We start from the raw sequence: 20662 nt of genomic DNA on the forward strand, positions 1-20662 counted from the left end.
ACGGTCGTGATCTACCATCCATCGGACAATCCACGCATGGGATGGGTCACGAACCTTGGTCGTGATCCGTTGGACAATCCACGCTTGCGGTAGGTCACGACCGATGGTCGTGACCCTCCTGCACGTTACCGGCGAGCCGCTTCGGTCTGTTCGCGGGTCTTGCGGAATTCCGAGCCCTCTTCCCAATGCGGCCAGGTGCGGCTGTTGGCCAGCTCGGCGCCCAGGTCGTAGACCAACAGGGTGTCGGCGGCATGGCCGGCCGGATCCCAGGTCGGCGTCCAGGCATCGCAGGCCTGGTGGTAGCAGTCGGCGAAGTACTTCTCGCGCAGCGCCTTGCCAGCGGCAACGCCACCTTCCAGCTTGTCCAGCCCCGGGCCGATGGTGATGGCTGGCACGCCCAGGCGGGCGAAGGCAAAGTGATCGGCGCGGTAGAAGAAGCCCGCTTCCAGGTTCGGGTCCGGGCTGTAGCTGCGCCCACGGGCCTTGGCCACGCGTTCCAGGTCGCCTTCCAGCGAAACGCGCCCCTTGCCCCACGAGGCGATGTCGCGGGTTGCGCCATCCGGGCTGAACATCTCGATGTTGATCACCGCAGCGGTTTTGTCCAGCGGCGCCAGCGGGTGCGCGGCGTAGTAGCTGGCCCCCAGCAGGCCCTTCTCTTCGGCAGTGAGCGCCACGAAGTACAACGTGCGCTGCGGCTGTGGGCCGGCGGCGAACACGCGCCCCAGCTCCAGCACGGTGGCCACGCCGGTGGCGTTGTCGATGGCGCCACGGCGGATGCGGTCACCCTTGGCATCGGGCTGGCCGATCCCGAAGGCATCCCAGTGCGCGGAGAAGATCACCGCTTCATCGCCATGCTCGCCACCGGGCAGCTTGGCCACCACGTTACGGGTGACCACCTGCTCGCGCTTGAGCTTGAACTGCGCCGACAGCGTGGCATCGCCCAGCGCCACCGGCTGGAAGGCCGGGGTCATGGCCCTGCGCTTTTCGGCTTCGAAATCCAGGCCCGCGTCGCGGAACAGCTGCTCGGCCAAGGCGCGCTGCATCCAGCCGCGCACCGGCACGTGCTGGGCCAGCGCCTGTTCCGGCGTGCGCTCGATATCGAACAGCGGCGAGGTGCCCGAACTCTTCACCGTGGCCCAGCCGTACGCGGCCGGCGCGGTTTCGTGCACGATCAGCACGCCCTTGGCACCGCGGCGCGCGGCTTCCTCGAACTTGTAAGTCCAGCGGCCGTAGTAGGTGACGGCCTTGCCGTCGAAAGCACCGGGGCGGTCGGCTTCGAAATCGGCATCGTTGATCAGCACCACAGCGATCTTGCCGTGCAGGTCCACGTCCTTGTAATCGTTCCACTGGCGCTCGGGCGCGTCGATGCCGTAGCCGATGAATACCAGCGGCGCGTCCTTGATCTCCACCGCGGCCTGCGGGCGCAGGCTCTGCAGGGTCACGTCCTCGCCGTTGACCAGCGTGCGGGCCTTGCCGTTCTGGCGCAGCTTCGCGGTCACCGGCCCATCGACCTGGGCACGCACCATCGGCACCGGCTGCACCCAGCTGCCATCCACGCCACCGGGCTGCAGGCCGGCTTTGCGGAATTCCGCGATCAAATACTGCACGGTCCGCTCTTCACCCGGCGACGCCGGCGCGCGGCCCTCAAACTCGTCCGAGGCCAGGATGCGCACATGCCGCGACAGCGCTTCGGGATCGATGCCGCCGCCGGGCAGGTCATTGGCCGCGTGGGCCAGGCCGCCCACGAACAGACAGGACGACAACAGCAGCATGCGCATCGGATTCACGGCAGGTACCAGAAAAAAACGGAATGCCAGAGTGTAACGTGACACTCCGGTTACCGTGCAGCCCGGCGTGCACGCTCAGCGGCGGTCGCGGTCCAGCCAGCAGGCCAGGCCCTGCGCGTTGAGCTCGATATCCATTGCCAGCACCTGCGCCACTGCCGCGTCATCGAGCGGGCAGCCGTGTGCCTGGGCGCGCTCCTGGTACAACGCCGTCAGCGCGGCCACCAGGCAGCGGTGGCGGTCGGGGCGCCCATCGCACTGGCGCGCGATGTCCACCATCGCGTCGATCTGCTCGACCAGGTCTGCCGCCAGGGCGGGGATGTTATCCACCCGTCCGTAGTGGGTGAGGTACGCCGCCTGCGGCTGCAGCGCGACCAGCCGCGCGATGGAGTGTCTGAGCGGCTCGGGATCGAACTGCACGGGCGAGGAGGTGGGAATGATGAAGGCGCCGCGCGCGCTGTCCAGCTCGCGGTAGGACAGCCCGAAGGTATCGCCGGTGAACACGCTGCGGCTGCGTTCGTCCCACACGCACAGGTGGTGGCGCGCGTGCCCGGGCGTGTCCAGGCACAGCAGGCTGCGCCCGGCCAGGTCCACGCGGTGACCGTCTTCGGCGATCACCACGCGCGCCGCCGGCACCGGCAGGACCGGACCATAGCTGCGCGCGATTTCGGCCGCGCCATAGACGTCGGTCGCGCCGGCGATGAGCCGGGTCGGATCGATCATGTGCGGTGCGCCGCGCGGGTGCACCACCAGCATGGCGTTGGGCAGCTGCTGCATGAGCAGGCCGGCGCCGCCGGCGTGGTCCAGGTGCACGTGGGTGAGCACCAGCCAGTCCACCTGCTCGGGCGCGCAGCCGGCCCGGGTGAGCGCGGCCAGCATCGCTGGTACGGCCAGGCCGGTGCCGCAGTCGATGAACGCGGCCCGCCCCTTTTCGACGATCAGGTAGGCGGCGTCAAAGTCACTGCGCTGGAACGCGGTATCGATGGTGAAAATGCTGGGGTCGGAGGACATCGGCGCATCCCTGGCGGTCATCGGTGGCAGTCGACCCTCGGCCGATCCGCCTCGATTCTAGGCCCGTTACCCCGCCGACTTCGATGCGGCTTTGGTCGCACGCTGCGCCAGCCAGGCGCCGCGCAGCAGCAGCGCCCCCACCATCACGGCCAGGAAGGCGCCGTAGGCGTACAGCACGGCCAATACCTGGCGCCAGATCGGGCCGGCATCGCTCTGCACCACGCCGATGTGGTGGCCCCACAGCATGGCGAGGATGCTCAGGATGAAGGCGAGCAGCAGCGCGGCGCCGTCGAACAGGCGCCGCGCGGTGTCGCGGGGTTGGCGTGGGAACAACCAGTACAGGGTGCCCAGCAGCACGAACCAGGGCAGGAACAACAACAACGACAACCAGGCCATCGTGTTTCCTCCGTTATGTGTCCATCGACCAACGGTCGATGGCTACCCGCGCAGCTCCTGCAATGCCGCCAACACCACCTCCACTTCCGCTTCCAGCTTGAACAGCTCGCTCTGCAGGCCATCGCCATGCTCGGTCTGCTTGAGCACGCCGATCAGCTGGCCGGCATCGCGCGGCGAATCGAAGCCTTCACTCTGGATCAGCAGCGTGCCGTCGCCGGCCTGCAGCTTGAAGTAGAAGCGGCCATCCTTTTCGCGGTACTGCTTGAACAGCGGCGGGGCAGCGCGCGCCACGCCACCGTCTTCGGCGGCGATGTCACCGGCCGTGGACAGGTCGCGCAGGCCCACCGCATGGCGCAGCTCCTTCAGCAGCGGAATGGCGTACTGCTCGCGCAGCTGCTGGCCGCGACGGCGCAGCAGTGCTTCGATCTTCTCCGGCTCGGCCATCAGCGCGTCATAGCGCTCGCGCAGCGGGGTGAGTTCGGCATCGATGCGCTCGAACAGCTGCTGCTTGGCATCGCCCCAGCTGATGCCGTCAGCAAAGGCCTGCGCGAACGCGGCGGTCTGCTCGGCACTGGCGAAGGCCTGGTACATCTGGAACAGTGCCGAGCCTTCGGTGCTCTTGGGCTCGCCCGGGGCACGCGAATCGGTAAGGATGGAAAACACCAGCTTCTTCAGCTCCGCGCGCGGGGCGAACAGCGGAATGGTGTTGTGGTAGCTCTTGCTCATCTTGCGGCCGTCCAGGCCGGCCAGGGTGGCCACCTGTTCGTCGATCACCACGTCCGGCAGCGGGAAATAGTCCTTGCCGTACACGTGGTTGAAGCGCTGGGCGAAATCGCGCGCCATTTCAATGTGCTGGATCTGGTCGCGGCCGACCGGCACGCGGTTGGCCTTGAAGATGAGGATGTCAGCGGCCATCAGCACCGGGTACATGAACAAGCCGGCGCTGATGCCGGCGTCTTCATCCAGCTGTTCTTCGCGGTTCTTGTCCACCGCCGCCTTGTAGGCGTGGGCGCGGTTGAGGATGCCCTTGCTGGCAATGACGGTCAGGAACCACATCAGTTCGGTGGTTTCGGGAATGTCGCTCTGCCGATAGAACCAGACCTTGTCCGGGTCCAGCCCACAGGCCAGCCAGCTGGCGGCGATCTCCAGGGTCGAGCGCTGGGTGCGTTCCGGCTGCTGCGCCTTGATCAGGCTGTGCAGGTCGGCCAGGAAGAAGAAGCTCTCGATGCCGGGCGCTGCGCTGGCAGTGATGGCCGGGCGGATGGCGCCGACATAGTTGCCCAGATGGGGCGTGCCGGAGGGGGTGATGCCGGTAAGAACGCGGGTGGTCATAGGGGAATCATTACGGACAGTTGAACGCCTCCAGTTTACCTGCCCGCGCGCAACCCCGTTGCCTGGCCTGGCGCGTTCAACGGAGTACCCAACTGCGAAGGCCCCGCCATGAAACGCCTGACCCTGCCCCTGCTTGCCGTGCTGGCCCTGTGTGGCTTCAAGCCGGCTGTCCCGCCCCGTGCCGACACCGGCCCGGTCACGCTGAGCCTGGTCGAGCGCGACCAGCACCTGGAACTGCCTGCCTACCTGCACCGGGGCCAGTACTGGGTGGCCGGCCGCCAGGGCGAGCCGTACGCCGTGCGCCTGCGCAACAACAGCCCCGAGCGGGTTCTGGTGGTGCTGTCGGTGGACGGCCTCAACGTCATCAGCGGCGAGGTGGCCGCGCCGGACCAGACCGGCTACGTACTGGATCCGTGGCAGAGCGCGGACATCACCGGCTGGCGCAAATCACGCCAGCAAGTGGCCCAGTTCGTGTTCACCGATCCGGGCAACAGCTACGCCAGCCGTACCGGACGGCCGGACAACCTCGGGGTGATCGGCATCGCCGTGTTCAACGAAGCGCGGCGCTACGTGACCGTTCCGCGGCCCGCACCGCCGGTGGCGCGCGGCCAGGGCAAGGCGCAGCCGCAGGCAGCCGCCGAAGCGGCAGACCGCGCCCTGTCATCGGTGGAGAGCACCGGTTCGCGCATCCGCGCGCCCTCGCCGGCACCCGCGCTGGGCACCGGCCATGGCGAGCGTGAGGCCTCGTACGCGGGCAGCACCACCTTCGAACGCGCCAGCCGATGGCCGGCCCAGCGCCTGGACCTGCGTTATGACAGTGAGCGCAACCTGGTGGCGCGCGGCATCATTCCTGCGCGGTACCCGCGCGACGAGCGCGCACCGCAGGCGTTCCCGCAAGGCTTCGTGCCAGACCCGCCCAAGTAAAAAAAACGGGCCGCAGTGCGGCCCGTTCCGGTTTCATACCCTCGTTGCGACCCTTATGGTCGCCCTGCCACCGGGGGGGTGTCAGTGATAGTCCGGATATTCCTTGCGCATGGCGGCTTCGAAGTCCTTGACCTCGGTTTCAGCGCGATCGCGCTCCCAGCCATAGCGTTCCTGCAGCCGGCCTGCCAGGTATTCGGCATTGCCTTCGGCCACCTTGAAATCGTCGTCGGTAAGGTCGCCCCACTTCGCCTGCGCCTTGCCCTTGAGCTGCGTCCACTTGCCGGAAATGATGTCTTTGTTCATGGGTTCGCGTCCTCGGTTGCAACGGCATCGTCGCCGTGGAAGCAGCTTGCAACAGTGCGTGTTCGCCGACGGTCAAGCGCGGATGAAGCGCGTGCTCACGTCATTGAATGGCCGCTTGCCCTGCACGACGCAGACAAAAAAAAAAGCGCCGGGATTTCCCGGCGCTTCTTCATTCAGTGCGCGGTAGCTGCCGACCGTTGGTCGGCGGGCCACCGGCAGCTGCGGATCAGTTGCCCTTGGCGGCGTCTTCGACCGTCTCGCCGGCCTTCTGCACATCCTTGCCGGCACCGGCAACGGTGTTGCAGCCGGACAGCATGGCCAGCGAAACCATCGACAACAGCATCAGTGCAATTACACGCTTCATAGGGTTCTCCTGATTAATTCAACGTCACTACCGAAATACGGCCCCACCTGCCTTTTGCAGATCGCGGTGGCGTCGTCGTCGTTTCCGGAACGGCCACCGCGTGAGATGCAATCTGGGGTCTGGGGCGTGCAATCGATGTGAACGCGGCACCTGGCCGTTCAGCCACGCGCCGGGGAACCCGGCCCCCGCTCAGTCGCGCATCAGGGTGGACTTGCCGAACAGGCTCTCCACCAGGTCCACGGCCAGCACCGCGGTAGCGTTGCGGTTGTCCAGCAGCGGGTTGAGTTCGACGATGTCCAGCGAGCCCATACGGCCGGTGTCGGCGATCATTTCCATCACCAGCTGCGCCTCGCGGTAGTTCACGCCGCCCGGCACGGTGGTGCCCACGCCCGGGGCGATGCTCGGGTCGAGGAAGTCCACGTCGAAGCTGACGTGCAGGTGGGTGTTCTCATCAATACCCTCCAGCGCCGCTTCCACCGCGCGCTTCATGCCGGCCTCGTCGATATAGCGCATGTCGTACACATCGACCTTGTGCTGCTTGATCAGGCGCTTTTCCTCCTGGTCCACCGAACGGATGCCGATCTGGCGTACCTGCTGCGGGCGGATCGCCGGGGAATCGCCGCCCAGTCTGGTCAGCGCGTCCGGGCCCAGCCCGCACAGGCAGGCCACCGGCATGCCGTGCACGTTGCCCGACGGGGTGACCTCGCTGGTGTTGAAGTCCGAATGCGCATCCAGCCACAGCACGCGCAGGTCACGGCCCTGTTCGCGGCACCAGCGCGCCACGGCGGTGATCGAGCCGATGCCCAGGCAGTGGTCGCCACCCAGCATGATCGGCAGGCGGCCGTCCTGCAGTTCGGCGTAGGTGGCGTCCATCAGCACGCGGTTCCATTCCACCACTTGATCGAGGTGGCGGTAGCCCTGCTCCGGTGGCGTCCATGGGTTGCGCGGGCCATCCAGGTTGCCGCAGTCGCGTACGTCCACGCCGCGCGCGGCCAGGGCCTCGCCCAGGCCGGCGATGCGCAGCGCCTCGGGACCCAGTCCGGCCCCCCGGGCACCGGCCCCGATATCCGTGGGCACGCCGATCAGGGACACCGCAGGTTGACGATTGCTCATGCTCACTCCACACACACGGAAAATTCCACCAGTCTAGTGATCCGGCTGCCAAACCACTCGCGGCGTCGCAACAGCGGGCGCCGGACGGCCGACCGCCTGTGGCGCTGATTGACCCGTCACGTCCCATCCTGACCCAGCGCGAAAGCCTTATGTGTCAATGCTTTGACACACACGCCAGGAACACTGCGGTTCATCTTGCGTTGGCCGTGAAGGCAAAAATTACGTGCTACATTTCACACTTCTTCGCAGTACTGATTGACTAACCCGCGCAGGGTTGGTCCGTGTTTCGTCGTGTTTCAGGGGGCAGTACGTGCAGCGCAGCAGCATCCACCAGATTGTCCGCAATGCCAGTGGCGAGAGCCCGCCGGCCCGGCAGTTGTATGACACCGCCGCCATTGAACAGGCCTTCCAGCATGCGCGCGAGCGCGAACGCGGGCTGAGCCTGCTCATGCTGTCCACCGCCGACGGCCGCGCCGTGGCCGAAGATTCCACGCTGGGCGTGGATGGCCGCCGCCTGGCCGCCATGGCCAATTCGTTCCTCACCTTGGGCGAGACTGTCTCGCGCGAGCTGGCGCTGAGCGAAGCCGATTACGCCACCATCTGCACCAAGCTCGGCAACGTGGTGCTGATCCGCATCCAGGCCGACAAGCCGCTGACCCTCACCGCCGTGGCCGGCCACGAGGTCAACATGGCCGTGCTGCTGTTCCATGCGCGCGAATGCGCCACCCGCCTCGATACCGTGCTGCGCCCGCGCGCGGCCTGAGCACCCGTCGGTTTTGCTGTGCCCTTCCGGCAGGCCTTGGCCTGCCTCTCCCACTGCCTGAAGTAAAAAGGATTTACGTGCCCAATCTCAATCTGGAAAAGCTCAATTCGCTCGCCGGTTTCGTCGGCGCCGCGCTGGTCGACGGTGACAGCGGCATGGCCCTGGCCATGGTCGGCGGCGGCAACATCAACCTGGAACTGGCCGCCGCGGGTAACACCGAAGTGGTGCGCGCCAAGCGCCGCGTGGCCGAGCAGCTGGGCCTGTCGGACACCCTTGAAGACCTGCTGATCACCCTGACCACGCAGTACCACCTGATCCGCCCGCTGGAAAGCAACCCGCTGCTGTTCCTGTACGTGGTGATGGACCGTGCCAAGGCCAACCTTGCCATGTCGCGCCATGAACTGAAGGCCTTCGAAAAGACCCTGGACTTCAGCTGATCGAAGGCCATGCCGCCGCGCCGCGCCCCTGATCGGGCGCGCCGCGGCGGTCGCTTCGGTTGCGCGGCACACCGCCATGAATACCCCCACCCGTTCTTTCCGCATTGCCGCCATCGGGCTGGACGTGCTGCATCACACGCGCCTGAAACTGGCCAGTTCGATGCTGCTCGCCGAGCGCATGGAGGTAGTGCTGCAGCCGTGGCCCGGCGATGCCTGCGACCTGCTGGTCATCGGCCTGGATCACGCCGATGCCGCGCGCGCGCTCAGCGAAGCGCATGCGGCCAATGTGCCAACACTGTCGATCGCACGCCGCTACGCCGATCCCGGGCGCGGACGGCTGCCGCACGGCGCCACTGTGCGCGACATCAACGAACAACTGTCCAGCCTGCTGCAGGCCGCGCCCAGCGTGGACCGGCCCGCAGACGGTGTGCCGCTGCTGCTGCAGCTGGCTTCGTCCACCGGTTCGGACCTTCACCTGCTGCAGCGCGGCGCGATCACCGTGCTGGTGGATACCACCACGCGCAGCATCGCGCTGCCGCCCACCACGACGCTGTCGGAGCTGGTGGCGCAACTGGATGATGTGGCCTGGTCGGGGAGCGTCATCGATGCGCCCACGTTCCAGCACCAGTACGCGTACCGGTTGCCGCAGCGCCACTCGTTCGAAGCGCTGTATTTCTGCATCGCGCGGCATCGCCCATTGCTGCTGCCGGCCCCTGCCGAGCATGCGCCGCTGAAGCTGCGCCATTGGCCGGACCTTGATCCGGAGGATGTGCCCAGCACCTGGCTGCTGGCCATTGCCTGCCTGCACGCCCGCCCGTGGCAGCCCCATGCGTTGGCGGCGGCTTGCCAGATGCCGCGCAACACGGTGCAATCCCTCTTCTGTGCTGCTGTAGCCAGTGGCCTCGCCCTGACCCAGGAGCCTGCCATGCCCCCAACCTCCCGCCGCCGCGATGCCGGTGATTCGCGCTTCTTCTCGTGGGTGGCGCGCCGCTTCGGCCTGAACCTGTTCCAAGGGAGCACGTCATGAGCCTGCCCGCCAACAAACTGGTATTCGTGGGCAGCATGGGCGCCGGCAAGACCACGGCGGTACGTGCGATTTCGGACGTAGAGCCGGTGAGCACCGAAATGCCGATGAGCGAAGACGCGATGGGCGACAAGGTGGAAACCACCGTCGCGCTCGATTACAGCTCGATCGAACTGGACGACGGCGAACTGCTGCACGTGTACGGCGTACCGGGCCAGCGCTACCTCGATTTCATGTGGCCGATGGTGTGCGAAGGCGCGCTGGGGGTGATCGTGCTGGTCAGCGCCGGGCATCCGGAACCGGTCGCATCCACGGTGGAACTGCTGCAGGAGTTTTCGCGCATCGCGCCGGAAGCGAGCCTGGCAGTGGGCGTGACCCGGACCGATGAGTACCCCGCGCTGTTGATTCCGGAATTCCGCAATGCGCTGTTCGACGCGGGCCACCGCCTGCCGGTGATGCGCGTGGACGCGCGCTCGGCCACGCAGGTGACGTTCCTGGTGAAGTCGCTGTTGTCGTATCGGTACGCAGAGACGAACTGAAAATGGTGCCGACACCCGGATTCGAACTGGGGACCTACCGCTTACAAGGCGGTTGCTCTACCAACTGAGCTATGCCGGCAAAGGCACGGCGACGGCATTGCCGGCGCGGAGGGCGATTCTAGCGCAAGCCCGCGCATTCCAGCGAGCGTTGCTGGGCCGCGCCACTGCGCTGGCGGGCTGTGCTGGGGCTGGCCTTGTCGGCCAGGGCCGCATCCACCCACCACTGCGCGCTGCCTTCGCTGCCGCCGACCAGGCGGGCGCTGAAGCCAGCCGCGCTCAGGGCCGCCAGGCGGCGCTCGGCGCCTTCTCGGTTGCGGTACTGGCCCAGGGCAATGGCGTTCGCGTCTTCGCCTTGGGCCATGATGTAGTAATCGCTGATGCCCGCCGCGGCAATGCGTTTGACCGTGGCCTGGGCCTCTTCGCGGCTGGCGGCGGCCGGCATCATCACGCGGTAGGTGCTGCTGGCGCCGGGTTTGGGGACTTCACGCAGGCGCGAACGCTGAACGAGTTCGCTGGCCTTGCCCTGGGCGGCCATGGCGGTGTCGCGATCGGCAAATGGGCCGAGGCTGATGCATTGGAGGGGAGCAGCGGGTGTGGGCGCCGGTGGGGTTTCGGGCAGCTGGGCAGGGCCCGGCTCCACGGCGACGGTTGCGGCCGGGGTCGGGAGTGGTGCGGCGGGCTTGGGCGGTGCCGGGGTGGCGTCTGCCAGGGCCGTGGTCGCGGCCGGGGGCTGTGCGCTTGCTGCGGCCGCTGCGGTTGCGGCCGCTGCCGGTGCGCTGGGGCTGTCGAGCAGCTGCAGCTGGGCTACGCCGCTGGGCGTGGCGGGCAGGGCCGGCGCGGGGTCGCCGCGCAGCATCCACCACAGCGCAACGCCCACGTTGAGGATGGCCAGTACGACGATCAGGGCACGGGTAAGCATGCGCCGATCCTACCGCGACGCCGGTGGCTGGTGCACCGCCCAGCGCGCGAGACCATCGAGCACCAGCGCCGGTTGGAACTGCGCATCGGCCAGCAACGGCATCAGCGCCGGTGCGCCACCGCCATGCACCAGCAATGCAGGCACCCTGCCCAGCACGGCGGCGGCCTGCACGCGGCTGCGCTCGATCAACGCGACGGCTGCGCCATCGCAGCCGGACGCGAGTGCGTCGGCGGTGTCGTTGGCGAACTCGCTGTAATCGCCTCCCTGCGCAGGCAGCTGCACCGCGCGTGCATGCAGGGCTTCGCGCATGGTGGTCGGCGAGGCCGCAATACGGCCGCCGTGATGCTGGCCATCGGCATCGAGCAGGTCGATGGTGAGCGCGGTGCCGACACCGGCCACGACCATGGCTTCGCGGTGTTCGGCGGCGGCGATCAGCGCGAGATAGCGGTCCACCCCGAACTTCGACGGGTCGGCATAGGCAATGCGCACGCCGGCGCAGCTGGCTTCGGTTTTCGCCACGTGAACGTGGCTGAAGCGCGCGCGCAACACCTCGAGCATGCTGGCGGTGAGCGCAGCGGCGGCCACGCTGGCCACGTAAGCAGTATCACCGCTGGGCAGCTGTTCCAGTGCGTCGGCCGGCATCACTTCGGCACCATGCGGCCATGCCTGCACGTCACCCGCGCGCATGCCCTGCAGCGGGGCGAACTTGAACCGCGAATTCCCCAGGTCGAACAACCAATCGCTCATTGCGCCCTCACGCTGACTTCCCCGGCATGGAACACCCGTTCGCTGCCGTCGATGCGCACGCGCAGCGCACCATCGTCGGCCAGCCCCAGCGCCTGCCCTTCATGCATCACGCCGCCATCGTCCACCCGCACTGCACGCCCAGCCAGGCTGTCGAGCGCGGCGTAGCGTGGCAGGAACGGGGCCAGGCCGTCGCCTTCAAACTCCTCCAGGGCCGGCAGCAGGGCCTGCAGCAGCCAGGCCACCACGGCGTTGCGTTCGATGCCGGTGCCGAGCAGGGTGGCCAGATCGGTCCACGGCTGGGTGATGCCGGCAGCGAAGGCGGCCGGCATGCGGACATTGATACCCAGCCCGATCACCGCGCGCGCCGGGCCGGCGAATTCGCCGCCGCCTTCGACCAGCAGCCCACCGAGCTTCTGACCGCCCACCACGATGTCGTTGGGCCACTTCAGTCCAACGTTGGCAACGCCGTGGGCGCGCAGCGCCTCGGCCACCGCCACGCCGGCGACCAGGCTCAGCCCACCCAAGCGCGACAGCCCGCCAGCAAAGCCGCGCAGCACCGATAGATAGACGTGTGCTGCCAACGGCGAGGCCCAGGCGCGCCCACGACGGCCGCGGCCGCCGGTCTGGCGCTCGGCGAGCAGCACCCGCGCGCCGCGCTCTGGCGCGCTGCACCGCAGCAATTCCGTGTTGGTCGACCCGACCGTCCAGGCCACCTCCAGAATGTCCAGCAGCGGTGCCAGCGCAGACGGCAACCGGGCCCTGATGGCCCCGGCGTCGAGCAGATCCAGCTGCTGCTGCAGCTGGTAGCCATCACCCGCGCGGCCGTCGATTTCAATGCCTGCCGCTCTAAGTCCTTGAATTCGCTTCCAAATGGCCGCGCGGGTCTGGCCCAGCTCACGGGCCAGCGCGTCGCCGGACAGACGCCCGGCGCCCAGTTTGGCCAGCAGTTGGCGGTCGTCCACGGCAGCTTCCATCGGTTGATCGGCAAAATTATGCGGGAAAGCGTCGGACAGCGCCCGCGTCGGGCTTCCAATTGCGACAGTGAATCGGGCTAGAATCGAAGATTGACCCCCTCGCCCTTCCGGATGTTGACGATGCGCCCGTTCGCCCATTGCCTGCTCCTGCTGTTGGCCCCGATGGCCGCGCACGCTTCCGATGCGCTGACCGGCTCGGGCCGGGGTGGCTGCGTCTATTCGGCCGCAGAGGAACGCGCGGCGCCGGCGGCAACGCCGACCAGTACGGCCCCGACAACGGTCAAGCCGAGCGCGACGGCGCCCGGCAGCACCGGCGGTGGCGGCGATGACGATGTGTTGCCGCGCCTGCGTGCACCGAAATGGCACAGCTTCCTGCCGGGCATGTTCCGCTGATCCAGTCGTTGTTGCGCTGGCTGGGCTCGTCTCCACGCCCGATTCCTGACTCCGCCTGGGTACGCACCTGCCAGCGCACCGCGTGGCTGCGCGGGTTGCCGCCCGAGCGTGTGCAGCGCCTGCGTGTGCTGTCCGCCGCGTTCCTGCACGACAAGACCATTACCCCCATTGGCGGTCTGCAGCTGGGCGAAGATGACGCGGTGCTGATTGCCGCGCTGTGCTGCCTGCCGCTGCTGGAACTGGGCGAGGCGGGACTGCGCGGCTGGTCGCAGGTACTGGTGTACCCCGAAGGTTTCATCGTGCCGCAGAGCGAGATGGACGAAGATGGGGTGCTGCACGAGTGGGAAGAGGAAGCCATCGGTCAGGTGTCGCACAACGGGCCACTGCTGCTGTCCTGGCATGACGTGCAGGCCGAACTGCAGCATCCGCACGAAGGCGCGTGCGTGGTGGTGCATGAAATGGCGCATCGCATCGATGTGCTCGATGGCGTGCTCGACGGCACCCCGCCGCTGCCGCGCGCATGGCAGCAGCAATGGGCCGCCGATTTCCAGCAGGCCTTCGATGCGCTGTGCGCGCAGGTGGATGCAGGGATGGAGACGGTGATTGATCCGTATGCGGCCGAAGCGCCGGATGAGTTTTTTGCGGTGGCGACCGAGTATCACTTCTCGGCGCCGGATCTGCTGGAGCAGGAAATGCCGGTGGTGGCCGGGCATTTGAGGCGTTTTTATGGGGCGCCGCCACTGCCCACGCGGTAGGTACCGACCGTTGGTCGGTACGCTCCGGACTTACGGCCCGGGCGGCAGCTTCACTTCAAACCGCGCGCCACCCAGCTCCGGGGAACGCTTGACCTGCAGTTCGCCGCGATAGTCCTTGATCAGGTCCTGCACGATCGACAGGCCGATGCCGTGACCCTGCACGCGTTCGTCGCCGCGCACGCCCCGCTGCAGCACCTTGGCGATGTCGTCCGGGGCAATGCCGGGGCCGTCATCGTCCACCGACAGCACCAGCCCGGCACGACGCATGCCCGGCGCGCTGAACGGCTTGGCGGTGAGCAGCACGCGGCGGTTGGCCCATTTGAACGCATTCTCCAGCAGGTTGCCCAGCAGCTCCTGCAGGTCGCCCGGTTCGCCGTGGAAGCGGGCGCCGTCATCGATGTCGAACTCGCACAGCACGCCCTTGGAGGCGTACACCTTCTCCAGCCCGCGCACGATTTCCTCGGCGTTGGACTCGATCGGCAACGGCGCCGAGAACAGCTTGTGGCCCGACGATGCCGCACGCGCCAGCTGGTAGGACACCAGGTTGTTCATGCGGCGCAGCTGCACATCGAATTCCTGGCGCAGGTCCTGGTCGGCCGCACCACTGTCGAGCTGCGTGCGCAGCACTGCGAGGGGCGTTTTCAGGCTGTGGGCCAGGTCTGCCAGGGTGTTGCGCTGGCGCTCGAGGTTTTCGCGCTCGCTTTCGATGAAAGCGTTGATGCTGTCGGTGAGCGGTTCCAGCTCGCGCGGGTGGCGTTCGCTCATGCGCTCGGTTTCGCCGCGCTGCACTTTGGTCAGCTCGGTGATCACCCGCCGCATCGGGCGCAGGCTCCACTGCAGGATGACGGTCTGCAGCAGCAGCAGGATCAGCCCCGCGCCGCCCATCCAGAACCATACCCGGCCACGAAACACCCGCAGCTGCGCACCGAGTGCGCGCGAGTCTTCCATCACGTAGATGGTGTATGGGAATTCGGTGGCGGGGTCGGCGTCGGCGTCCCACACCAGGCCCAGGCCATAGCGGTACACCGAGCCTTCGCTGCCGTCGATCTGGATCATCGGCAGCGGGCCTTCGAAGACTTCCTGGCGCGGCGCCAGCAGCTTGCCGCCCACGGTGGGCAGCATCGGGCCTTCAGCGGACATGGAGTTGCCTTTGCCGTCCGGCATTACGACCTGCAGGTACAGACCGCTACCCGGGACATCGAAGCGCGGGTCCGGCGGTTGCTCGCGGATGTACAGCGAGCGGTCGCGGGTGAAGTCGATACCGGCCGCGTAGGCGGTCGCATAGTTCTTCAGGCGCTCGCGCAGGTTGGCGCGCGCCGTGTCGGCGAACGCCGCATCCAGTGCGTAGCCTGCAATCGCCAGGAAGGCGAGCAGGCTCACACTGGCGGCCAGCAGCTGCCGTGCCTGCAGGGAGCGCGGCCGCCAGCGTTTAAAGAACCACAGACGGCCTGACATCATCCCATCGCCGGACTAACGGCTCAGCCCTCGTTGCGCGGAATCGCGAAGCGGTAGCCGCGACCCCGCACGGTTTCGATCGGCTTCAGCTCGCCGTCCGGGTCAAGCTTCTTGCGCAGGCGGCCGATGAAAACTTCCAGCACGTTCGAGTCGCGGTCGAAATCCTGCTGATAGATGTGTTCGGTGAGGTCGGCCTTGGAGACCAGTTCACCGGCATGCATCATCAGGTATTCCAGCACCTTGTACTCGTAGCTGGTGAGGTCCACGTTGCTGCCAGCAACGCTGACGGTCTGCGCAGCAAGATCCAGCGCAACCGGACCGCATTCGAGCGTCGGCTTGCTCCAGCCGGCCGCGCGACGCAGCAGCGCGTTGACGCGCGCCAGCAGCTCTTCGACATGGAACGGCTTGACGAGGTAATCGTCGGCGCCTTGCTTCAGCCCTTCGACCTTGTCCTGCCAGCTCGAGCGGGCGGTAAGGATCAGCACGGGGAACTTCTTGCCCTCGTCGCGCAGTGCCTTGATCAGTTCCATGCCCGACATCTTGGGCAGGCCCAGATCGATGATGCCAACGTCGAACGGCACTTCGCGGCCCATGTACAGACCTTCCTCACCGTCCTGTGCGGCATCGACGGCAAAGCCTTCGCGCTTGAGCCGGGCTGCAAGGGTTTCCCGCAGCGGGGCTTCGTCTTCGACCAGAAGGATACGCATGAACTCTCCCTAGTGTCCTGGGTGTGGCCTGGGGCCAGTGGCTAACAGATGACTGCGGACAACTATCCCCGTTCAGGGGTTATCGCCGCGTAGTGATGACATATCCGAACGCGGCGTGCGGGGCTGTGAACGCGGCTGGGCCGGATCATCCATGTAGCGGACGCGACCCCGGTCATCCATGTATTTCACCCGGTTGATGTCCCGGCCATCGAAGGGCACCCGTTCCGCGCCCAGGATATGGCCACCGGTGGTCCGCTGGACCCGACGCACGGCGTCGGACAGGGAGCGCTCCTGGGGAGCACCACGGGCGGCCCGCACCATCGCTTCGGCCCGGGCCGGATCCGGCTGGGGAGCCTGTGCGCCGGCGCTGCCGATGGCAGCAACGGCACCGCTCGCCAGCAGGGCGAACACGGCAAGACGGCGGTGGCAGGTTACGGAAGACATCAGGTCTGATCCTAGCGGAGCGCGTCAAAACGTTCAAAAGTTGTGAATCGGCAGCCGCCAGCCTGGGCCGGCACTTTACGAATCTTTTGCAAATTCTTGGTTTTACGCAGTGAATCCGGTCTGAACTTTTCTGACCGCCGCATCGCTTTGTTCATCTAGGTGAACATTGACGGCTACTTCAGGCCCGATGTCAAGCGCGCCCTGCGACGCCGTTCACGCTGCGACGCCGTTCACGCTGCGACGCGTTCAGCCTGGTCGCGGGTGATGCTCAAGGCCTGCTCGATCAGGCTCCAATCGGCACCTGGGCGGTGCGCGCCCTCGCTGAGCACCTGGCGGAAGGCGCGGCCACCGGGCTGGCCGTGGAACAGGCCAAGCAGGTGGCGGGTGATGTGCTTCAGGGCCAGCCCACGGGCCAGCTGGGCCTCGACGTAGGGGCGCATGGCGCGCAGCAGCGCCTCGCGCGGCTGCAGTGCAACGCCGGTCTGCGCCGCCTCCAGCTGATGCAGCACGTAGGGGTCATGGTAGGCCGCGCGGCCCAGCATCACGCCGTCCAGCGCCGGCAGCTGGGCCTGGGCGGCGTCCACCGTGGCCAGGCCGCCGTTGAGCACGATCTGCAACTGCGGGCGGTCGGCCTTGAGCCGGTGCGCCCAGTCGTAGCGCAGCGGCGGCACTTCGCGGTTTTCCTTCGGCGACAGCCCCTTCAGCCACGCGTTGCGGGCGTGCACGACGAACATCGCGCTCCCGGCGTTGGCGGATTGATCGACGAAGTTGACGAATTTTTCGTAGTCGTTGTCTTCATCCACGCCCAGCCGGCATTTCACCGTGACGGGGATGTTCACCGCGTCGACCATGGCCGCCACGCACTCAGCCACCAGAGCCGGCTCGCGCATCAGGCAGGCGCCGAAGCGGCCGGCCTGGACCCGATCGGAGGGGCAGCCGCAGTTTAGGTTGACCTCGTCGTAGCCCCACTCCTGTGCGATCTGCGCGGCCTGCGCGAGCAGAGCCGGATCGCTGCCGCCCAGCTGCAGGGCCAACGGCTGCTCGCTGCCATCGAAGCCCAGCAGACGCTCGCGGTCGCCGTGGATGACGGCGTTGGCGTGCACCATTTCCGTGTACAGCCGCGCACCCGGGGCCAGCAGCCGGTGGAACACGCGGCAATGGCGGTCCGTCCAGTCCATCATGGGGGCGACGGAAAGGCGCAGGGAGGCGGCGTAGCGGTCTGCGGGGGTGGCAGGCAGGGTCATGGGTGTCGGATCAGGCTGGGAAGTGCTGGGTTTGCCAGCGCGATCAATAGTTTACACCGCCGCCCTGAACCGGGCCGGGAACGGCTCCCAACGGGGGCAGCGGGATCCTGAGGGCTGCGACATGTACTGCACCGCCTGCCCGGAGGTAACAGAGCAAACACGCAGGTGCTGACAGACCAGGGTTGATGCAGCGATGCTCACAGGCCCCGCTACGCTCTCTGCCATTGTCTCTGCATGAACGTTCTGCACCCAAGCGCCTTTGATTCCAACACCGAACAGGGCGTGTTGCGTCTATCCATCGCAGCCTCCTTGGGCGTTGCGGCAATCGCCGTCGCGTTCGGCCTGTTCGCGAGCTCTTCGCTGATCATCTTTGACGGCATCTATGGCCTGATCGATGTGGTGATGACCTGGCTGTCGCTGCTGGTGGTGCGGTTGATCAGCATGTCCACCAACGTGGATGCACTGCAGTCCCGCTTGAACCAGCGCTTCACGATGGGCTTCTGGCACCTGGAACCCATCGTACTGGGCGTCAGCGGCACGCTGATGATCGGCGCTGCGTTGTATGCGGCGGTCAATGCGGTGGACGCATTGATGTCGGGTGGACGCGAGATCGCATTGGGGCCTGCCATCGTGTTTGCGGCGATTTCCATCATCGTCGAGAGCGGCCTGGCGTTGTTCGTGCGCCGCGCCAACCGTTCGATCGGCTCGGAGTTCATTGCGCTGGATGCGAAGAACTGGGTTGTGGCCGCGAGCATGTCGGCAGCCTATCTGGTTGCCTTCGTCGGCGGCTGGCTGCTGAGGGGAACGCAATGGGCGTGGCTGGTGCCCTACATTGATCCGGCGATTCTGCTGGTGGTGTGCATGTTCGTCGTGGTCGCGCCACTTGGGACCGTGCGGCAGGCGCTGTCGGACATCCTGCTGATCACCCCAGTGGACCTGCAGGCGCATGTTGACGAGGTAGCACACGGCATAGTGGCCAAGCACGGCTTCATTGAACACCGCAGCTACGTGGCCAAGGTGGGGCGTGGCGATCAGATCGAACTGTTCTTCGTGGTGCCTGCCAACGATCCGCCGCGCCCGCTGGTGGAATGGGACCAGCTGCGCGACGAAATCGGTGAGGCGCTGGGCGAGGAATCGACCGACCGCTGGCTGACGATCATGTTCACCACCGATCGGGAATGGACCATTTAGTACCGAGCATTAGTGCTCGCTCACATGCATTGGGCGCTGCACGTCACCTTGGGCCATGGAGCCAAGCGTCTCCGATGCTTTCGTCAGGGGATGGAGCAGCACACCCCACAGCCGCAACATCCGCTGATCACATTGCAGCACTTCAACGACGCACCGGACCCATCTTTGCACTTTGCCCCGCAGCAGTTGCTCCTGGATCCTGACAGCAATGACCGGCCGCGATCGTCCTGTGAGCCTGCATGGCCGACACACGCCGCACGGGCCCCACTCTCACCTTTGGACTTCATCTGCGTAGCGTGCGAGACCACGGTTACAGTGGCGGCCTCCGGCCCACTTGAACTCAAGGCGCGCTCGCTCGCATGCCTTTGCCGGTTTCCACCAAGCAAGAGCACATCATCCAACAGTCGTACGCCTTGTTCGGCTTGTCCACGCCAAAGGACAAAATGTGCTCCGACTGCGTCGGAACCTGCAGACTCAACGTTCTCCAGGATGTCGACGACAAGAGTGTAGTCTCGCCCCTCTCCGGTTCCGATCGACAGCTGAGCTGGTGAGCCCGAAGCCATTTCGAATACGGGAGCCATCACTTCCTTTCCTTGAACGGAAACCTGTAGCGACAGTGTGTGCACGTTGACTGCACCTGCTGCCACCTCGTCGACAGCTGCCACGCTGCTCGAACCAATACTCACAACTACAAAAAGTGCAAATGTCGCGAATTGCTTGAACATGCCGGTCTGCTTCCCAAAAACTGAAGAGGCGGCAATGTAGCGACCGCGTGACAGAACCAGCCGGAACCCAATCACGTTTCGGTCTCGGACAATTCTGATTTGTACGCGGAACCAGCTTTAGAGAAGCACACTCAGCTGAGAATAGAAGTTATCAATTGAACTAGAATTTTTGATAGAAGTTGCCGGCGAAATGCGCCACCGCTCTTAGCCACGCTTCCACTGCCGCGGCGATTGCCCGGTCTGTGATTTGAAGGCCCGCGACAGCGCCGCTTCACTGCCGTAGCCGACATCCACCGCGATGCGCTTGAGCGGCTGGCCCTTGCGCAGCGCCTGTTGCACCAGGCGCGTGCGCCAGCCCTGCAGGTAGTGGCCGGGGGTGCTGCCGATGGTGTCGCGGAAGCTGTCGGCGAAGGCGCTGCGCGACATGCCGGCGCGCTGGGCAAGCGATTCGAGGGTCCACTCCTGCGCGGGCTCTTCGTGCATGGCCACCAGCGCGTGACGCAGACGCGGGTGCGCCATGCCGGCGAGCAGGCCGACGCGTAGCTGGCCGCTTTCCATCAGCGCGCGCAGGATCTGGATCATCACCACTTCGAACAACCGGTCGAGCAGGGCCTGGCGGCCGCAGCGCTGGGCGAAGGCTTCTTCGAACAGCACCGACAGGATCGGCTGGCCACCGTAGAGCTCCTGCAGAGGCAGGCAGATCACCGGCGGCAGTGCGGCGGCGACCGGACTGCTGCCGCCGCCTTCGAACTGCAGGTGGGCGCAGGCGAAGTCAGCGCCTTTCTCCGGGTCGGTGACGAAGCGGTGCGCCAGCGGGCGCGGGTAGACCAGCACGCTGGGTTGGGTGATCTCGAGCACGCTGCCGTCGGGGTGCTCCACCCGCACGTTGCCCTCGCGGATCAGGTGCAGCTGACCGCGCTCGCCGTCGGCGGTCAGGTCGTTGATGCCGCACAGGGCGCCGGCGTGGAAGACTTCGGCATTGACCGCAAAGCGGCCGAGAAGGGATTGCAGGCGGTCAACCATTTCGGACTCCAGATCAAGTTTTCTGGACCTTATGTTGCCACACGTCCGCCCTGGAGGCGCACAGTACACCTCACCAACCGGTCCATCCCCTTCAC

At 66.5% G+C, this 20662-nt stretch carries 23 protein-coding genes and 1 tRNA gene; 8 read left to right on the forward strand and 16 right to left on the reverse strand.

Annotated elements, in window-relative coordinates:
- Positions 1-125: 125 nt before the first annotated feature.
- The 4 genes from ACGFZ3_RS18170 to ACGFZ3_RS18185 all read right to left on the reverse strand — a co-directional run bounded on the left by ACGFZ3_RS18170 (position 126) and on the right by ACGFZ3_RS18185 (position 4523).
- Positions 126-1778 (reverse strand): M28 family metallopeptidase, encoded by a 1653-nt coding sequence (locus tag ACGFZ3_RS18170; protein ID WP_392924683.1) that lies wholly within the window; start codon positions 1776-1778, stop codon positions 126-128.
- An 84-nt stretch (positions 1779-1862) separates the two neighbouring features.
- Positions 1863-2795, reverse strand: a complete 933-nt coding sequence (locus ACGFZ3_RS18175; RefSeq protein WP_392924459.1) for an MBL fold metallo-hydrolase — start codon at positions 2793-2795, stop codon at positions 1863-1865.
- A gap of 66 nt (positions 2796-2861) precedes the next feature.
- On the reverse strand, positions 2862-3191 hold the full coding sequence (locus ACGFZ3_RS18180) for a hypothetical protein (protein ID WP_392924462.1): 330 nt from the start codon (positions 3189-3191) through the stop codon (positions 2862-2864).
- A gap of 42 nt (positions 3192-3233) precedes the next feature.
- On the reverse strand, positions 3234-4523 hold the full coding sequence (locus tag ACGFZ3_RS18185; RefSeq protein ID WP_392924465.1) for a tryptophan--tRNA ligase: 1290 nt from the start codon (positions 4521-4523) through the stop codon (positions 3234-3236).
- Positions 4524-4631: 108 nt separating this feature from the next.
- Between ACGFZ3_RS18185 and ACGFZ3_RS18190 the strand changes: the two genes are divergently transcribed.
- Positions 4632-5447, forward strand: coding sequence for a hypothetical protein (locus ACGFZ3_RS18190; protein ID WP_392924468.1), 816 nt, complete (start codon positions 4632-4634; stop codon positions 5445-5447).
- An 81-nt stretch (positions 5448-5528) separates the two neighbouring features.
- Here the strand turns inward: ACGFZ3_RS18190 and ACGFZ3_RS18195 are convergent, their stop codons facing one another.
- The 3 genes from ACGFZ3_RS18195 to rocF form a co-directional block, all read right to left on the reverse strand.
- Entirely contained in the window at positions 5529-5750 is a 222-nt protein-coding gene (locus tag ACGFZ3_RS18195; protein ID WP_392924471.1) for a CsbD family protein, read from the reverse strand.
- A 226-nt stretch (positions 5751-5976) separates the two neighbouring features.
- Positions 5977-6114, reverse strand: a complete 138-nt coding sequence (locus tag ACGFZ3_RS18200) for an entericidin A/B family lipoprotein (RefSeq protein WP_392924473.1) — start codon at positions 6112-6114, stop codon at positions 5977-5979.
- A gap of 189 nt (positions 6115-6303) precedes the next feature.
- Complete coding sequence (rocF, locus tag ACGFZ3_RS18205; RefSeq protein WP_392924476.1) at positions 6304-7227, reverse strand: arginase; 924 nt, start codon at positions 7225-7227, stop codon at positions 6304-6306.
- A 310-nt stretch (positions 7228-7537) separates the two neighbouring features.
- Between rocF and ACGFZ3_RS18210 the strand changes: the two genes are divergently transcribed.
- From ACGFZ3_RS18210 to ACGFZ3_RS18225, 4 genes are all read left to right on the forward strand, one after another.
- Positions 7538-7990 carry a roadblock/LC7 domain-containing protein gene (locus tag ACGFZ3_RS18210; RefSeq protein ID WP_392924479.1) on the forward strand — a complete coding sequence of 151 codons (453 nt, stop codon included), beginning with the start codon at positions 7538-7540 and terminating at the stop codon, positions 7988-7990.
- A 77-nt stretch (positions 7991-8067) separates the two neighbouring features.
- Positions 8068-8427 carry a roadblock/LC7 domain-containing protein gene (locus ACGFZ3_RS18215; RefSeq protein ID WP_392924482.1) on the forward strand — a complete coding sequence of 120 codons (360 nt, stop codon included), beginning with the start codon at positions 8068-8070 and terminating at the stop codon, positions 8425-8427.
- A gap of 76 nt (positions 8428-8503) precedes the next feature.
- The gene (locus ACGFZ3_RS18220; RefSeq protein ID WP_392924484.1) at positions 8504-9454 is read left to right on the forward strand and encodes a hypothetical protein; all 951 of its coding nucleotides are present in this window, start codon (positions 8504-8506) and stop codon (positions 9452-9454) included.
- Positions 9451-9990 (forward strand): ATP/GTP-binding protein, encoded by a 540-nt coding sequence (locus ACGFZ3_RS18225; protein WP_068848575.1) that lies wholly within the window; start codon positions 9451-9453, stop codon positions 9988-9990. Before ACGFZ3_RS18220 ends, ACGFZ3_RS18225 begins: the two co-directional genes overlap by 4 nt.
- A 3-nt stretch (positions 9991-9993) precedes the next feature.
- Here ACGFZ3_RS18225 and ACGFZ3_RS18230 read toward each other — a convergent pair.
- The 4 genes from ACGFZ3_RS18230 to birA all read right to left on the reverse strand — a co-directional run bounded on the left by ACGFZ3_RS18230 (position 9994) and on the right by birA (position 12618).
- A tRNA-Thr gene (locus ACGFZ3_RS18230) sits at positions 9994-10069 on the reverse strand.
- A 39-nt stretch (positions 10070-10108) separates the two neighbouring features.
- A complete protein-coding gene (locus ACGFZ3_RS18235) occupies positions 10109-10909 on the reverse strand; it encodes an SPOR domain-containing protein (RefSeq protein WP_392924487.1) in 801 nt (266 codons plus the stop codon).
- Between the two features lie 9 nt (positions 10910-10918).
- Positions 10919-11656 (reverse strand): type III pantothenate kinase, encoded by a 738-nt coding sequence (locus ACGFZ3_RS18240; RefSeq protein ID WP_392924490.1) that lies wholly within the window; start codon positions 11654-11656, stop codon positions 10919-10921.
- A complete protein-coding gene (gene birA, locus ACGFZ3_RS18245) occupies positions 11653-12618 on the reverse strand; it encodes a bifunctional biotin--[acetyl-CoA-carboxylase] ligase/biotin operon repressor BirA (RefSeq protein ID WP_392924493.1) in 966 nt (321 codons plus the stop codon). The genes ACGFZ3_RS18240 and birA overlap by 4 nt, the downstream gene beginning before the upstream one ends.
- Positions 12619-12750: 132 nt before the next feature.
- Between birA and ACGFZ3_RS18250 the strand changes: the two genes are divergently transcribed.
- Both ACGFZ3_RS18250 and ACGFZ3_RS18255 read left to right on the forward strand, forming a co-directional pair.
- On the forward strand, positions 12751-13023 hold the full coding sequence (locus tag ACGFZ3_RS18250; RefSeq protein WP_392924496.1) for a hypothetical protein: 273 nt from the start codon (positions 12751-12753) through the stop codon (positions 13021-13023).
- Positions 12990-13778: a zinc-dependent peptidase gene (locus tag ACGFZ3_RS18255; RefSeq protein WP_392924499.1), complete on the forward strand. Its 789-nt coding sequence runs from the start codon at positions 12990-12992 to the stop codon at positions 13776-13778. Before ACGFZ3_RS18250 ends, ACGFZ3_RS18255 begins: the two co-directional genes overlap by 34 nt.
- A gap of 30 nt (positions 13779-13808) precedes the next feature.
- Here the strand turns inward: ACGFZ3_RS18255 and ACGFZ3_RS18260 are convergent, their stop codons facing one another.
- The 4 genes from ACGFZ3_RS18260 to dusA all read right to left on the reverse strand — a co-directional run bounded on the left by ACGFZ3_RS18260 (position 13809) and on the right by dusA (position 17628).
- Positions 13809-15233, reverse strand: coding sequence for a sensor histidine kinase (locus tag ACGFZ3_RS18260; protein ID WP_392924503.1), 1425 nt, complete (start codon positions 15231-15233; stop codon positions 13809-13811).
- Positions 15234-15256: 23 nt separating this feature from the next.
- The gene (locus ACGFZ3_RS18265; RefSeq protein WP_004136763.1) at positions 15257-15940 is read right to left on the reverse strand and encodes a response regulator transcription factor; all 684 of its coding nucleotides are present in this window, start codon (positions 15938-15940) and stop codon (positions 15257-15259) included.
- 72 nt (positions 15941-16012) lie between these two features.
- Positions 16013-16384: a hypothetical protein gene (locus ACGFZ3_RS18270; protein ID WP_392924517.1), complete on the reverse strand. Its 372-nt coding sequence runs from the start codon at positions 16382-16384 to the stop codon at positions 16013-16015.
- 230 nt (positions 16385-16614) lie between these two features.
- Positions 16615-17628, reverse strand: coding sequence for a tRNA dihydrouridine(20/20a) synthase DusA (gene dusA / locus ACGFZ3_RS18275; RefSeq protein ID WP_392924520.1), 1014 nt, complete (start codon positions 17626-17628; stop codon positions 16615-16617).
- A 234-nt stretch (positions 17629-17862) separates the two neighbouring features.
- Between dusA and ACGFZ3_RS18280 the strand changes: the two genes are divergently transcribed.
- Positions 17863-18819 (forward strand): cation diffusion facilitator family transporter, encoded by a 957-nt coding sequence (locus ACGFZ3_RS18280; protein ID WP_392924523.1) that lies wholly within the window; start codon positions 17863-17865, stop codon positions 18817-18819.
- Positions 18820-19748: 929 nt separating this feature from the next.
- On the opposite strand, the gene ACGFZ3_RS18285 is transcribed toward ACGFZ3_RS18280, so the two are convergent.
- Positions 19749-20567 (reverse strand): cupin domain-containing protein, encoded by an 819-nt coding sequence (locus ACGFZ3_RS18285; RefSeq protein WP_392924526.1) that lies wholly within the window; start codon positions 20565-20567, stop codon positions 19749-19751.
- Between the last annotated feature and the right edge of the window lie 95 nt (positions 20568-20662).

Origin of the sequence: Stenotrophomonas sp. NPDC047960 (assembly GCF_043204395.1) — a bacterium.
Lineage (GTDB): Bacteria > Pseudomonadota > Gammaproteobacteria > Xanthomonadales > Xanthomonadaceae > Stenotrophomonas.